Source organism: Streptococcus jiangjianxini (genome assembly GCF_040225085.1).
GTDB classification, from domain to species: Bacteria; Bacillota; Bacilli; order Lactobacillales; family Streptococcaceae; genus Streptococcus; species Streptococcus jiangjianxini.
This window is the reverse complement of record NZ_JBEHGL010000003.1, coordinates 14,130-29,726: the sequence shown is the minus strand read 5'-3', so window position 1 is coordinate 29,726 and position 15,597 is coordinate 14,130. Positions and strand designations below refer to the sequence as shown.

Annotated in this window: 13 protein-coding genes; 11 read left to right on the top strand and 2 right to left on the bottom strand. The window is 38.5% G+C overall.

All coding sequences use genetic code 11. The features are described 5' to 3' along the window. Positions 1 to 4 precede the first annotated feature (4 nt). The gene (locus ABP870_RS02245; protein WP_350013873.1) at positions 5 to 1,378 is read right to left on the bottom strand and encodes a TrkH family potassium uptake protein; all 1,374 of its coding nucleotides are present in this window, start codon (positions 1,376 to 1,378) and stop codon (positions 5 to 7) included. 24 nt (positions 1,379 to 1,402) lie between these two features. Continuing rightward, entirely contained in the window at positions 1,403 to 2,116 is a 714-nt protein-coding gene (gene rsmG, locus ABP870_RS02240; protein ID WP_350013872.1) for a 16S rRNA (guanine(527)-N(7))-methyltransferase RsmG, read from the bottom strand. A gap of 113 nt (positions 2,117 to 2,229) precedes the next feature. Between rsmG and htpX the strand changes: the two genes are divergently transcribed. The 11 genes from htpX (at position 2,230) to ABP870_RS02185 (ending at position 15,597) form a co-directional block, all read left to right on the top strand. Continuing rightward, a complete protein-coding gene (gene htpX / locus ABP870_RS02235; RefSeq protein WP_350013871.1) occupies positions 2,230 to 3,135 on the top strand; it encodes a zinc metalloprotease HtpX in 906 nt (301 codons plus the stop codon). 35 nt (positions 3,136 to 3,170) lie between these two features. After that, on the top strand, positions 3,171 to 3,704 hold the full coding sequence (locus ABP870_RS02230) for a DUF177 domain-containing protein (protein WP_405054635.1): 534 nt from the start codon (positions 3,171 to 3,173) through the stop codon (positions 3,702 to 3,704). Between the two features lie 241 nt (positions 3,705 to 3,945). Then, positions 3,946 to 4,635, top strand: coding sequence for a response regulator transcription factor (locus ABP870_RS02225; RefSeq protein WP_350013870.1), 690 nt, complete (start codon positions 3,946 to 3,948; stop codon positions 4,633 to 4,635). A 43-nt stretch (positions 4,636 to 4,678) separates the two neighbouring features. After that, positions 4,679 to 6,136 carry a sensor histidine kinase gene (locus tag ABP870_RS02220; RefSeq protein WP_350013869.1) on the top strand — a complete coding sequence of 486 codons (1,458 nt, stop codon included), beginning with the start codon at positions 4,679 to 4,681 and terminating at the stop codon, positions 6,134 to 6,136. 810 nt (positions 6,137 to 6,946) lie between these two features. Further along, positions 6,947 to 7,420, top strand: coding sequence for a transcriptional regulator NrdR (gene nrdR, locus ABP870_RS02215; protein ID WP_350014003.1), 474 nt, complete (start codon positions 6,947 to 6,949; stop codon positions 7,418 to 7,420). Continuing rightward, complete coding sequence (locus ABP870_RS02210) at positions 7,420 to 8,592, top strand: helicase loader (protein WP_350013868.1); 1,173 nt, start codon at positions 7,420 to 7,422, stop codon at positions 8,590 to 8,592. Before nrdR ends, ABP870_RS02210 begins: the two co-directional genes overlap by 1 nt. Positions 8,593 to 8,594: 2 nt before the next feature. Beyond that, the gene (gene dnaI, locus ABP870_RS02205) at positions 8,595 to 9,497 is read left to right on the top strand and encodes a primosomal protein DnaI (RefSeq protein WP_350013867.1); all 903 of its coding nucleotides are present in this window, start codon (positions 8,595 to 8,597) and stop codon (positions 9,495 to 9,497) included. 60 nt (positions 9,498 to 9,557) lie between these two features. Further along, positions 9,558 to 10,868 carry a ribosome biogenesis GTPase Der gene (gene der / locus ABP870_RS02200; protein ID WP_350013866.1) on the top strand — a complete coding sequence of 437 codons (1,311 nt, stop codon included), beginning with the start codon at positions 9,558 to 9,560 and terminating at the stop codon, positions 10,866 to 10,868. 41 nt (positions 10,869 to 10,909) lie between these two features. Further along, entirely contained in the window at positions 10,910 to 11,440 is a 531-nt protein-coding gene (locus tag ABP870_RS02195; RefSeq protein ID WP_350013865.1) for a hypothetical protein, read from the top strand. 294 nt (positions 11,441 to 11,734) lie between these two features. Continuing rightward, positions 11,735 to 14,833 carry a DEAD/DEAH box helicase gene (locus ABP870_RS02190; protein ID WP_350013864.1) on the top strand — a complete coding sequence of 1,033 codons (3,099 nt, stop codon included), beginning with the start codon at positions 11,735 to 11,737 and terminating at the stop codon, positions 14,831 to 14,833. Positions 14,834 to 14,892: 59 nt separating this feature from the next. Then, positions 14,893 to 15,597, top strand: coding sequence for a hypothetical protein (locus tag ABP870_RS02185; protein ID WP_350013863.1), 705 nt, complete (start codon positions 14,893 to 14,895; stop codon positions 15,595 to 15,597).

The following is a 15,597-nucleotide window of genomic DNA, read 5'->3' as shown; positions in this document are numbered from 1 at the left end:
TGTCTTATCCAACTGAAATATTTGCTTTAGCATAATGGATGGTTTTTTCTTTCTTTTGCAACAGACTGAGCAGCACTGTTACCGGTCCGACCCGACCAATAAACATGAGAATCATAATAATGATACGTCCAGGTGTAGACAAATCAGCAGTCACATTCATCGAAACACCAACAGTGGCAATAGCTGATGAAACTTCGAATAACAGTTTAAAAGGATTTACAGTTTTTTCAACGATTAGCAATAGTAGAAAACCAGCCATCATAAGACTGAAGAAAAAAATGATAATGGTTAGTGTTTGTTTGATAATGCGATTATCAATAGTACGGTGATGGAAAGTGACTTCCGTCTGTCCAGAAAGTTCAGCTTTAAACAGTAAAGCGATAATAGCAACAACAGTAACCTTGATACCGCCAGCTGTACCTCCAGGTGAACCACCCATAACCATTTGGATCATATAAAGGAAGTTAGTGGCAGGGTTAGCATTTTCATAATTAATGGTTGCAAAGCCAGCTGTCCTCATCGTAACAGTCTGAAAAAGAGATGTCATAAACTGTTGCGAGGGGGACAAGTTGCCAATGGTTTTAGTATTGTTCCATTCTAAAAGCCAGCTCAGTAGTGTCCCTATGACTAGAATAATAGTTGTTGTTTTGAGAACTAAGCGTGACTGGTTGGACAGGGGACGAAAGAGTGTTGATAGACGTTTTGGACGTTCAGAAAGATAGCTTTTAACGCACTGTATAATATCCTGCCAAACGCCAAATCCAAGGCCGCCAGCCACAATCAGACCGATAGTGGTGAAGTTGATAATAGGATTTGTGGCATAGTGCTGTAAGCTAGATGACCCAAAGTTATCAAAGCCTGCATTACAAAAAGCAGAGATGGCTAGGAAAATTGCATTGAAAATACCGTGACCTAAACCAAATCGCGGGATAAAATCGATCATTAGGATCAAGGCAGCAAGGCTCTCAATAATAAAGGTAAATTGATAAACCATGTAGAGAAATCTCTTTAAGTCTTGTCCACTATCTCGACTCAATGCTGATTGTAGCAATGATTGATCAGACAGATTCATTTTACGATGAAGGACATAGCTGCTAATGGCTATTAGGGTCACTAACCCCAGACCACCAATTTGCATGAGGAGCATCACAATGACTTGTCCGATCCCGTTATAAACATCCCCTACAGCAAAAACCGATAAGCCTGTTACGCAAACCATGGAAGTAACATTAAAAAGATGGTCAAAATAACTGGTTTGTGGGGCGTTAGCATAATGTGTAAAAGGTTGCGACAGTATAAGACTGCCGACTAAAATAACAACAATAAAACTAAAGCTGAGTCGCTGAGTCACCGACCATTTGGAAATAAACGTTGACATGAGAGTCCTTTCTAATGATCGACATTAAAGTGGTTTCTTATTCGGAGTTCCAGCTTTTCGTGGGTATTTTTTTGGTGTTTCTTTTTTCTTTTCGACAATGGTAATATTTCTAGGGTCTCCGTTTGGAAGTTCATAATCCCTGCTTTCGATGACCTGTGCAAATAGGGTAGTGAGAGCAGTTTTGGCTTGGTCCATTTCTTGGTCGGCAGCGCTAGCTTTTAAGGCGATTAATCGGCCATTTAATTTCAAAAAAGGGATCGTTAATTCAGCTAAAATTGGCATTCTCGCCACTGCTCTAGCCGTTACAAAGTCAAATTGCTGACGAAACTCTTTGTCTTGACCAAAGTCTTCAGCACGTCCATGAAAGAAGTGAACATTGCTTAAGGATAATTCATCAGCCAAGAGATTTAAAAATTGAATGCGTTTATTGAGAGAATCGATAATAGTAATCTCTAAGTTTGGAAAAATGATTTTCATAGGGAGACTAGGAAAACCAGCCCCAGCGCCAATATCAAGAATTCGAACTGGCTCGTTTGTTAAATCCCCTTGCAAAATAGGGGCGATAGAATCATAGAAATGTTTGAGGTAAACATCGTTTTTTTCAGTGATAGCTGTAAGGTTAATCTTCTGATTCCATTCGATTAAAAGCTCAAAATAACGTTCAAATTGATGTTTTTGTTTGTCTGTTAATGTAATGCCATGAGTGTTTAGTTGCTCACAAAAAGTTTGCGGTGTCATATAAGCTCCTTGTCTCTTAAACTTCCCTTATTTTATCACAAACACCTGTTATTTTCTTTAGAAATTATCTTAAACCTGATATAATGAAGAGAAACATTCTTAGGGGATGACAAATGCTAAAACAACAGATTGCAAGTAATAAAAGAAGAACCATCTTTCTACTCATTTTCTTTTTTGGTTTGCTTAGTGCTATAGGAGCAGCAATAGGCTATCTTATGATTGGGAATACCAGATTTGGTTTGGCTATCGCTTTAATTATTGGGACTATTTATGCGACAAGTATGATTTTTCAATCGACTCAGGTTGTGATGTCCATGAATGGTGCTAGAGAGATTGGTCCGGAACAAGCGCCTGAGTACTACGATATTGTTGAGAAGATTGCTATGGTAGCGCAGATTCCAATGCCAAAAGTTTATATTATTGAGGATGAAGCATTAAATGCTTTCGCCACTGGTTCTAGCCCAGAAAATGCTGCCGTTGCAGCTACCAGCGGTTTACTCGAAGTTATGAATAGGACGGAGTTGGAAGCTGTCATCGGTCATGAAATTAGCCATGTGAGAAATTATGATATTCGAATTTCAACCATTGCAGTAGCTTTAGCCTCTGTGGTAACTATGATTTCGAGCATTGGTGGTCGTCTCATGTGGTATGGTGGTGGAAGACGACGAAATGACCGTGAGGATAGTTCTGGGGTCTTAGTTTTGGTGTTTGCCATTATTACTATTATATTGGCTCCGATGATAGCAAGTTTGGTTCAATTGGCTATTTCACGACAGCGTGAGTATTTAGCGGATGCTAGTTCAGTCGAATTAACTCAGAATCCTCAAGCTATGATCAACGCCCTTAAAAAATTGCAGTCTTCAAAACCAATGTCACATCATGTTGATGAGGCTAGTGCCGCTTTGTACATTAGTGACCCTAGAAAAAATAAGTCTCTAAAATCACTGCTTCAAACTCATCCTCCTCTAGAAGAACGCATCAAAAGGTTGGAAGTAATCGCAAGCAGTCATTCCTTATAAATTGAAATAAGGCCAATAGATAGAAAAGGTAGATTATGAAGTTAGTAGATATTCGAAAAAATCCAGAGGGATTGCACTTTGAAAAAGAATTAGACTTAAAAGATCAACTCATTGCGCGTGATGACTCAGTCATTGATTTGCAACACTTAAAAGCAGTCGGTATGGTGAGTTTTGACGATGGGCTTTACTTACTGGATTATCAATTGGCTTATGAGTTGACATTGCCATCAAGTCGTTCGATGGAAGCCGTGACTATCTCTGAAGACTACACGGTTTCTGAAGTTTTTATGACAAGAACTGACGCCTCAAGTAGGAAAGAGCTGGTTGAAGAAAACCTAGTTTTAATTATCGAAGATGATCAAATCGATCTTTCTGAAAGTATTTTAGATAATATTTTGCTAAATATTCCATTAAAAGTTTTAACAAAAGAAGAAGAAGCGTCTGAAACAATGCCAGAAGGCAATGATTGGATTGTGTTGACGGAAGAACAATATCAAACCATGAAGGAAGAAGAAAAACAAGAAAATAATCCATTTGCATCGCTTTCAGGCTTGTTTGACAAGGAATAAATCAAATTGACATCATTTTGACATATAACTTTAATTTGTAATCTTTTGCTAAACATGGTATGATTAAATATCTGGGAATTATTGAAACGACGCTTGCTGATGATAGTTTAATAAAAATGAGTAACCGTTTATGTAACCGCTACTACAATCGCTTACTGATCATTTGTTTGAACTGTTTCAGCATGTAAATTCTAATTATTATAATAATATAAAGTTTAAATGAAATAACAAAGGTGGTAAAATGACGAAACACATTTTGATTATAGAAGATGAAAAAAATCTTTCACGCTTCGTTTCTTTAGAATTACAACATGAAGGTTATTCTGTAACTGTTGAAAATAATGGCCGTGCTGGTTTAGAAACGGCACTTGAAAAAGAATTTGATTTGATTCTTTTGGATTTAATGCTACCAGAAATGGACGGCTTTGAGGTTACACGTCGTTTGCAACAAGAAAAATCAACCTATATCATTATGATGACAGCAAGAGATTCTGTCATGGATATCGTTTCAGGGCTGGATCGTGGTGCAGATGATTATATTATTAAACCATTCGCAATTGAAGAATTGCTAGCTCGTGTTCGTGCAGCATTCCGTCGTCAAGAGATCGAAGAAAGTAAGCGAACCACTTCGAGTGGATCAAGCTACCGAGATCTCAAATTAGATCCGCAAAATCGTTCAGCTATCCGTGGTGACGAAACCGTGCCATTGACAAAGCGCGAATTCGATCTATTATCAGCTTTGATGTCCAATATGAACCGTGTTATGACACGTGAAGAATTATTGAATCTCGTCTGGAAATACGATGAAGCTGTTGAAACTAATGTCGTTGACGTGTATATTCGTTACCTCCGTGGCAAAATTGATGTTCCTGGTAAGGAGTCTTACATTCAAACGGTTCGTGGTATGGGGTATGTCATTCGTGAAAAATAAACGTTTTTTTCAAAAACTGCATCGAATGCCTTTAGGTAGAAAAATGGTCCTAGTCACAATGGGGCTATTTTTTCTCATTTTGACCACATTTACGATTTTGGTTCTGTTATTTTCAAATGACTTATTGATTAAGCAGGAAGAGAAAACAATTAGAACTACGGCAAATTTGGTTCAAAGACATGTTTCTGACATTGATGAGCCCTTAACCAAGGATAACTTAATTGTCTATTTGCAGACAACTCAGACGATAGATACAGCGGGTTCTGAAAAAGTGTTGACGGAAGGGATGGCTAGTGCAGGGAATAACTCTGTTTCACGTCTCTTGTACTCAAACCAAATAGCCTACCTTTACAATACTAAAAAAGAATTGCTGTTTACGACTAGCACGAAAGTGGACTATCTCACTCTGGGACCACTTAATAAGCTTCGTTCAGAGCGGATTGATAAAGATCGAGGGTTCACGATTAGCGTTCCTATTTACAATGAGTCTGAGACAAAAGTGATTGGCTATGCTAAGCTGTTCCATAATCTTGAATTCTATTATGCTTTGAAGAATCGTTTGATTATTGTCTTGTTATTCTTGGAAGTTGGAACAATTATTATCGTCTTGGTCATTATGCGCTTCAGTATTGAGGTCTTCCTGAAACCTATCTATAGTTTGCGTCGTATTATGCGTCGTATCGAAGGTGATCCTACCGATTTGGATGTACGAGCTGAGATCAACAGTGGCGATGAGATAGAGGAGCTATCTCACATGTTTAACGCCATGATGGCCCGTATCGCTGAACAAAATAAATTACAACAACAGTTTATTAGCGATGTTAGTCATGAGTTGAGAACGCCAGTAGCGGTCATTAAAGGCCACTTGGACATGCTTAGTCGCTGGGGAAAAAATGATCCAGAAATTTTGGAAGAAAGTTTAGAAGCTAGTCGTCACGAAGCCCATCGTATGAATCTAATGATTAGTGATATGCTTGATTTGATTCGTCTGCAAGGTAATCTGTCTGAAAAAACTAAAGAAGTGAGCCGTTTAGAATCTTCTATGCAAGTATCCTTGTATAATTTTGAAATCCTAAGGCCAGATTTTCAATTTGCTCTTCATGTGAATGCTAATGATGTTTGCGCCAAAATCGCCAAGAACCATTTCGAACAAGTTCTGACGATTTTGATTGATAATGCCATAAAGTATTCACCACATGGCGGTTTAATTGAACTATCCTTAGATAAGGAGGAAGATTACGCCTTGGTTACGGTTAAAGACCATGGCGAAGGAATTGCAAAAGAAGATTTACAAAATATTTTTGAACGGTTTTATCGAACAGATAAGTCACGCAACCGTGAAGGAACTAGGGCTGGATTGGGTATTGGTTTATCGATTCTTAAGCAAATTTGTGATGCCTATGATTGCCGTTTGAGTGTTGAAAGTGAGGTCAATGTTCAAACAACTTTTACCATTGCCATACCGTTGGCGGAGCCATCGCCAGACTTTTTTGAGGAGTAATGGGTATATCCGATAACTCAGATAAGATGAAATAAGTCGTTACTATTTTAAAAAGTAGTGGCGACTTATTTTTTGTCTAAACTGACCGGATGAAGCTTATGTTGAAGTAGGTGATGACTACCATACCAAATGTGTGAAGAAGACTTATGATGATTTTGCATATAAGGAATTAGCCGTGATGATGTGTTTATACTTGGTTAATTTCAAAAAATAACCTTTTTTGATTTTTTCTTAAGTAGTGCGGACAAAAGCAACCTCCTTTATTAGTGATAGCAGCACTGTCACTAATCATACCACTACGGCGAAAATAGCCTTTCAAGCTCACTTCGTTCGCCCCAAACTGCGGAATCTTATTTTGTTATTTGATACATCGTGTTATTTTTTTGATTTTAGATGAGTATTATATCATCATAATGTTAAAAAATGTTTAGCATTGAAAAATGACGTCATGCATTTTTTTAAGCGAGTACAGATGCTTGCCAGGACAAGCGTATGAAAGGGGTTAGTGAAACAATAATATTTTTTATGTATGTCGTATGTCGAAGTTCAGGTATTTCAGCGACAAGCTAGGTGTGGTATTTTTGGGCAATTTTAGTAGAGGAAAACTACGAAATTGTCGATGTTTAACAGTACGATCATTCGGAAATCTCTGTTTCATATGTTTGTCGTGTGAATGTTCTTGGTCAGTTTATTTCTGGTTGAAAATATGCTATAATAAAGTATTAAAAAGCTGATTATAAGTTGGTATTTGAATGACATTTTAATTCAGTTTTACCAATAACCATTTTAAGAAAGATTGGGGTGATTTTTGTGCGTTGTCCAAAATGCCATACTACAAAATCAAGTGTTGTCGATAGTCGTCAAGCCGAAGAAGGGACAACTATCAGAAGACGCCGAGAATGCGATCATTGCCATAATCGCTTTACAACATTTGAACGTGTTGAAGAATTACCGCTCTTAGTGGTTAAAAAGGATGGGACCAGAGAAGCTTTCTCAAAAGATAAAATTTTACATGGAATCATTATGAGTGCCCAAAAGCGTCCAGTTTCTAGTGATGACATCGAAAATGTTATTCGTCGTATTGAACAGGCTATTCGTAGTAACTATGAAAATGAGGTTCCAAGTACAGTCATTGGTAATATGGTTATGGATGAGTTGGCAGAACTTGATGAAATTACCTATGTGCGATTTGCTTCTGTTTATCGCAGCTTTAAGGATGTTGATGAAATCGAAGAATTGCTGCAGCAGATTACCAATCGTGTTCGTGGGAAAAAGGGTAATTAATGAGACCGATTGATGCATTTTCGTTTGTCAAAGGTAATCTGGTTGATGGGTCATCGCAAGCTTTGATGGCTTGTTATTACCCGATTATTGGTCAGGATGCCTTTAGTGTTTATCATTATTTGATAGCCTTTAAGGATGATGGAACTAAGAAACATAAGTTCTCAGAGATTTTAAATCATACGTTAATGGGAATGGCAGCTTTTGAGGCCGCTTTAGCAACCTTAACCGCTATGGAGCTTGTGGCTTTCTATCAACAGAGAGACGTTTATTTTATCAAACTTAAGGCTCCTTTATCTAGTGAAGATTTTTTAAACGTGCCTCTTTATCGACAATTGCTTACCCAAAAGATTGGGGAGATTGCTGTTAAGGAGTTGGTAGCTGTTTTGCCAGAAAATGCGCAGAATTTGTCTAAAAACTTCTCTGATGTGTTTGATGATCAAGGGCAAGTAGCTCTCATTCAAAAAACTAGTAGCTCCAAAGGGACTTTTGATTTGGATGCTTTTAAAAAGTTGATGAAACGTGATGGTTTATCTTTTGCTCAAGAGGAATCGGACGTTATTGGTTTGTATCGTATAGCTGAGCAACATAAAATGACTTGGCATGATACTTACTTACTTGCCAAGGAAACGGCTGTTAATTTAACGATTTCCTTACCACGAATGAAAGCGAAAAAAGAGCAGTCTAAGAAGGATTCTCCTAAATCAGGAAAATTGACGTCACAAGAAGCCGTTATTGTTAAGGAAGCCCAACGTGATCGAGCAGATGTTTTTTTAGCTAAAATTAAGAAAACACGCAAGGCTTCGATTGTTGCTGATGAGAGACAGTTACTCTTAGAGTTGGCTAAGATGGGTTTTTTGGATGAAGTTATCAATATCATTGTGCTGTATACCATTATGAAAACCAATTCAGCCAATGTGAATAAAAAATACGCCATGAAGATTGCCAATGATTTTGCTTTTCAAGAGATTAATAGGGCTGAGACAGCTGTTTTAAAAATGCGAGAGTTTTCAAACAAATCAGTAAAAAGCACTCAAGCAACATCGCCTAAACAAGCAAAACCTAATGTTCCAGAATGGAGTAACCAAGATTATCAAAATCAGACGTCTGATGAGGAACAAAAACGATTAGAAGAAGCAAGACGAAAAGCCTTGGAACGTCTTAGAAAGGACTGATCATGGAAAAAGTAGGACACACTTTAAACAAATCGGGACATTCTAGGCATTTCGATGCAAACCAGATGGCCCAGTTAATCTTATCGGATCCAGATGTGGTGGCCTTTATCAACCAACATGGTTTGACCCAAGACGAAATCAAGCGTAGTTTACCTAAGTTCAATCAATTTATCAACGAACGCCGCAAGTTTCAAGATCAGGAAGACAGTTATATTGCCAAAGGTTATGAACCTATTTTAACCATGAATGAAGGCTATGCTGACGTGACTTATTTGGAAACCAAAGAATTGAAAGAAGCTCAAGCGCAGAAGGCGATTGAGAACCGGATTACTTTAGTTAGCCTCCCAAAATCTTATAAAACCATTTCTTTTGATGATGTCTTACTAGATGATGTCAAGCGTTTGGACGTTTATGAAAGTTTAATTGACTTTATTAGCCAGTATCCCAGTCCAGATCAAAAAGGACTCTATCTATACGGCGACATGGGAGTAGGAAAATCCTTTTTTATGGCAGCGCTAGCGCACGAACTGTCAGAGAAAAGAAACGCCATTACAACGATTCTTCATTACCCAAGTTTTACCATCGATATCAAAAATGCTATTAAAACAGATTCTGTTAAAGAGGAAATTGATGCTGTTAAAACCAGTGAAATCTTAGTTTTAGATGATATTGGTGCGGAACAAACCTCATCTTGGATACGTGACGAAGTTTTACAAGTTATTCTGCAGTACCGGATGCAGGAAAATTTACCAACTTTCTTTACTTCAAATTATAGTTTTGAAGATTTGGAGCGTAAATTAGCCAACGGTCGAAATGGCGATGAGACGTGGCAGGCTAAGCGTGTCATGGAACGTATCCGCTTTTTGGCTAGAGAGACCCACTTGCAGGGTGAAAATAGAAGATAAATCCCTATGTTATCTTTTAGCATTTTGAAAATCATTTAAAAAATAAGATAAGGAGACATTATGTCCTTACCAACAGTTGCTATTGTCGGACGTCCCAATGTCGGGAAATCGACACTATTTAATCGTGTTGCTGGAGAACGCATTTCCATTGTGGAAGATGTGGAAGGTGTAACACGTGATCGTATTTATACTAGTGCAGAGTGGCTTAATCGTCAATTCTCTTTGATTGATACCGGTGGTATTGATGATGTAGATGCCCCCTTTATGGAGCAAATCAAACACCAAGCTGACATTGCCATGACGGAAGCTGATGTTATTGTTTTCGTCGTATCAGCCAAAGAAGGTGTAACCGATGCGGATGAATATGTTGCGCGTATCCTTTACAAAACAAATAAACCAGTTATTCTAGCTGTTAATAAGGTCGATAATCCTGAAATGCGTGCGGAAATCTATGATTTCTACACACTTGGCTTGGGCGATCCTTATCCTGTCTCATCTGTTCATGGTATTGGTACGGGTGATGTTTTGGATGCTATTGTGGAAAATCTTCCGACTGAACATGAGGAAGACAATCCAGATATTATCAAATTTAGTTTGATTGGCCGTCCTAATGTTGGGAAATCAAGTCTGATCAATGCCATTTTAGGTGAAGAACGCGTGATTGCCAGTCCAGTTGCAGGAACGACTCGTGATGCGATTGATACCAATTTTACAGACAGCGAAGGTCAAGAATACACTATGATTGATACCGCTGGTATGCGTAAATCAGGTAAGATTTACGAAAATACCGAAAAATATTCTGTTATGCGCTCGATGCGTGCTATTGACCGCTCAGATGTTGTTTTAATGGTTATCAATGCTGAAGAAGGCATTCGTGATTATGATAAGCGTATTGCTGGTTTTGCTCATGAGGCCGGTAAAGGGATTATTATCGTTGTGAATAAATGGGATACTATCAAGAAAGATAATCACACCGTCAGTCAATGGGAAGCAGATATTAGGGATAATTTCCAATTCTTAACTTATGCCCCAATTGTCTTTGTTTCAGCGCAAACGAAGCAACGCCTCTACAAATTGCCTGAAATGGTGAAACGGATCAGTGAAAGCCAAAATCGCCGTATCCCGTCAGCCGTGCTTAATGACGTTATCATGGATGCGATTGCCATCAATCCAACGCCAACTGATAAAGGAAAACGTCTCAAGATTTTCTATGGAACACAAGTGGCAGTTAAACCACCAACTTTCGTTATCTTTGTCAACGAAGAAGAGTTGATGCACTTCTCATATTTACGTTTCTTGGAAAATCAAATTCGCGCAGCCTTTGGATTTGAAGGAACACCTATTCGACTTATAGCGCGTAAACGTAGCTAATGATATAGAAAGAAGCGGCTAGGCCGCTTTTTAGGAAGATTATGAAAAAACTATCTTTAGCCGGGATTTTTGTATTGGGACTCGGTTTTATATATCTCATTTATCATCTAGTAGCCCAACCTGCTGTGCAACAGAAGGAATCTCTTGATTACGACACTAGCACTGAATCACTGATAACTGCAAACGGCAGTGAAACATTGTCGAAAATGACCTCTGGGCAAGCTGGGATATACTATTATGGTTTTCCAGAATGTCCTTGGTGTCAGGAGTTAGTCCCAGTCTTAGAGCGTGTCTTGAAAGAGGAAGAAAAGACTGCATTTGCTGTGGATATTCATGACAAACAATACAGTCAAACAGACAGTCAAACGCTTAAAAGCTTTTATCAAGCCCAAGTCAAACAAGAAAATGTTTCAGTTCCTTTCTTGGTAGCGATTAGTGAAGCAGGTGAGGTTCGCACCCACGTTGGGACTGTTGATGGGCATAATGCTAAAACGGCAAAGATGACAAAAGAACAAAAAGAAGAGTTGGCGAAAACCCTCCGTGAGTTAGTGATTTTGGGGCAGTCACGATGATTACCTTAGCCAGTCAGTAAGCCCTGTTTTGGGACTTTCACCCTGTCACTTACGATGGTATGTGGTATCTGCTTTAGAAGCGATGAAAATGGCAAAGAAGCTGTCCATTTTAACCGAAAGGACCTTGACCTTAAGGGTCTTTTCTTTTGCCCTCAAAATCTTTAAAATTCCTTATCATAAGCCAAATGCTAGGCTTTTTGTTATAATAAAGGGATAGATAATGCCAGTCTTAGCTAAAGAATCCATATCAAATGAGCAACTTAATGTTAATTGGCATGAGAGGGTGAAACATTTATGGCAAAATTAATTCCAGGTCGTATTCGTAATCAAGGAATTGCTCTTTATGAAGCGGGTGTGATTTCGATTATTTCTCAAAAAGGGACCTTGTTACAGGCCAGCGTTGATGGGATTACGATCCAATATTCATTAAATGATGAGGAAGTTGTCTGTCAATGTGCTTTTTTCCGTGAAAAAGCTTACTGTGAGCATTTGGCAGCGGTTGAATATTTTTTGAAAAATGATACTGAGGGCCGAGAATTAGTAGAACAACTGGAAGAAGGAACAGATGCAGCTGAAGAAGTTACTGAAAGGCAGTCATTTGGCAGTTTATTTTTAGATACACTGCAAATGAGTGACAATACTGAGAAAGCTTTTAGCCTTAGTGCTGAGGGGCAACAAAGCCTGTATTCTAACGATATCTGGTGGACACTTCGAATTCGGCGTTTACCTGATCAAAGAAGTTATGTTATCCGTGATATCAAGAGTTTTCTCAATATCGTTAAAAAAGAATCCTTTTATCAAATTGGGAAAAACTATTATGAAACATTATCATTTGGTCAATTTGACGACGCTAGTCAACATCTCATTGAATTTTTGTGGCGCCTGACACCCGACACGCCTCAACAAGACTTGAACTTTTTATTTCCTAATCATAATCGCCATCTTCTAGTTCCGTCAGGTTTCTTTGAAGAAGGATTGAGCCTCTTAAATCAGCTAGACTATTTTAGTTTAGAAATTGGATTAAAAACGTATCATAGCATAGACTTCACTTATCTTCAGCCAGAGCATCATCTGTTTGAATTCGATGTGGAGGTGCATCAAAAGGTTATCGAACTGAAAGTTAAGGAGAGAAGCCATCAGGCTTATTTTGATCATCAATATCTCTTTGTTAGTGGGCATTTTTATTATCTGGATCGCAAACAACAGAAGTTGGTTAGTGCTTTAAAAACCTTGCCGATTGCTGAGGATTTAGTAAAGCATCTGTATTTTGATTTGGATGATCAGGACAAACTGGCCGCTAGTCTCCTAGATTTTGGGCGTATAGGTAGTGTTAATGCTCCTAAAACTTTCCAGCAAAGAGATTTTAAAGTGCTTTTTGCTTTTGATTGGCATGATGATAATCGTCTTGTCTTGCAAACGACATTACAGTTTAAAGATCTTGAAGTTACTACTAAAGCACAGCTCAAGCAGCTGCCTTTTGCTGTTCATTACAAGAAGGAAGCTAATCTTTTTCAACTCATTGAAAAAGAAGGGTTTGGTTTTGATTTAAGAGGTGAAAAGCTGCTTTTATCGAGTCAGGATTTGGTTTCATTCTTTCAAATAAGCTTATCTCAGTTTCGCCAATTAGGAGCTATTAAGCTTTCAGAGCGTTTGGAAGCTATGAGAGTGGTAGAGCGTCCTAAGGTTAGAGTAGAACGTCAGGGCGGCCTTTTAGATGTGTCTTTTGATTTCACACAATTAGGTGAAGAGGATGTCGATCGAGCCCTTCAAGCCCTTTTTGATAATCAGGCTTATTTTATGGCTCAGTCTGGGAAAATGGTTGTCTTTGATCAAGAGACACAAAAAATCAGTCAGGCACTAGAGAAACTGCGGGCAAAAACCTTTCAAAATGGGCATGTTCAGTTGAACAGCACGGCAGCCTTCCAGTTATCAGAAACGTTCACAAATTCAGAACAAGTAAGCTTTTCTCAAGACTTCCAGGACTTAGCTAGAGATTTAAGGCACCCAGAAGCGTTTGAGTTGCCTGAATTGTCAGTAAAAGCTGATTTACGTGATTACCAGCTGAGAGGTATCCAGTGGCTATCCATGTTGGATCATTATGGATTTGGTGGCATTTTAGCTGATGACATGGGGCTTGGTAAAACTCTACAAACAATAGCATTTTTGACTAGCCGATTGACCAAAGACTCTCATGTTTTAATTTTGGCGCCTTCTAGCCTGATTTACAATTGGCAGGAGGAATTCAATAAATTTGCGCCGCAGATTGATGTGGCTGTCTCGTATGGCTTAAAGGCAGCGCGTGATCAGATGATTGCGAATGATCATCAAGTGACGATCACTAGTTATAGCTCTTTCCGTCAAGATTTCAAGGAGTACCAAGCACGTGCCTATGATTATCTGATTTTAGATGAAGCACAGGTCATGAAAAACGCCCAAACTAAGATTGCTCATTATTTAAGACAGTTTAACGTTAAGAATGTTTTTGCTCTCTCGGGAACTCCTATTGAAAATAAACTGCTAGAAATTTGGTCCATTTTTCAAATTGTTTTACCAGGTCTTTTGCCGAATCAGAAAGCCTTCTTAAAATTAGATGCTAATCAAGTTTCTAGATATATTAAGCCTTTTGTTCTTCGGAGAAAGAAAGAAGACGTTTTACCAGAATTACCTGATTTGACTGAAATCACTTATCCAAATGAATTAGCTGAGAGTCAAAAAGCCATTTATCTCGCTCAACTTCGTCAAATGCAAGAACGCATCAACCAGTCAAGTGACTCAGAGATTAATCGGCAAAAAATCGAGATTTTATCTGGAATCACCAGATTACGACAAATTTGTGACACCCCAAGCCTCTTTATGGATTATTCTGGAAACAGTGGAAAATTAGATAGCTTGCGAGACCTCCTTCTTCAAATTAAGGAAAACGGTCATCGTGCTTTGATTTTTTCACAATTTAGAGGCATGCTGGATATTGCAGAGACAGAATTAGATAAATTAGGGCTAAGTACCTATAAAATAACGGGTTCGACCCCAGCCAATCAACGCCAAGAAATGACCCGTGCTTTTAATGCGGGGTCGAAAGATGCCTTTTTGATTTCCTTGAAAGCAGGGGGAGTAGGACTCAATCTGACAGGGGCTGACACGGTTGTTCTGATTGATTTATGGTGGAATCCCGCCGTTGAGATGCAAGCGATTAGCCGAGCCCATCGTATTGGTCAAAAAGAAAATGTTGAAGTCTATCGTTTGATTACACGCGGGACGATTGAAGAGAAAATTTTAGAAATGCAAGAAAATAAGAGAAACCTTGTCACAACAGTCTTGGATGGTAACGAGACAAGAGCAAACATGACGATTGAAGACATCAAAGAAATTCTTGGAATAGGTATTGACAGATAACTTTGAAAAAGTGAGCCCTTTAGTTTATAATAGGACTGTTACAGAAAGGAAGTGAGCCGATGAGTTCCAGAAGACGTACGTTTCCCCTAATCCCTGATGACGAACCTGTTATCGGACAACCAACAGAGATGCGTCTATATGATAATGATGATCTCATTACCAATATCAATGGGACCTATTATGATAAGGACTATTCCGATGTAACACCTAACAGTCAGTTTGTTCGTAAGACTAGTCAAGAAACAGATTCTGCTCAATCAAAGGCACCTGAATCCTTAGACAAGACACAAACTTATGCTGAACAGGCACGTGAAGAAGCTAAGAATGATTTGAGACAAAAGAGACAGTTTTATGTCAATCATGAATTACAGCGTGCGAAGCAGCCAAGCAAGTCTTTTAAGACTGCTGCGACTCTCTCTCCTCAAACAAGTCTGAAGAGGGAAGTTCCTGGCTATCAAAAAAAGACACCCCTTACTAAGCAACCAATGCAAAAAGGGTTAACATCTAAGGGCGTTCAGAAAAAGACAGTGTCAGAGCATACCTCTGAATTATCTGTTTTTTCTAAAAAACTACACCAAGATTCCTATATTTTGGTGGATTTACCAAAAGTTTACAACAAACCTGACAATCAAAGAGATTCGAAACCAAAGAAAAACACATTTGACTTTTTAAAACGTAGTCAAATATATAATCACCAAGAAAGGCAAGAAAAACGAGAACGTCAGATTGCTCAAGAGTTAAATTTGACCCGTTTTGAGGATTAA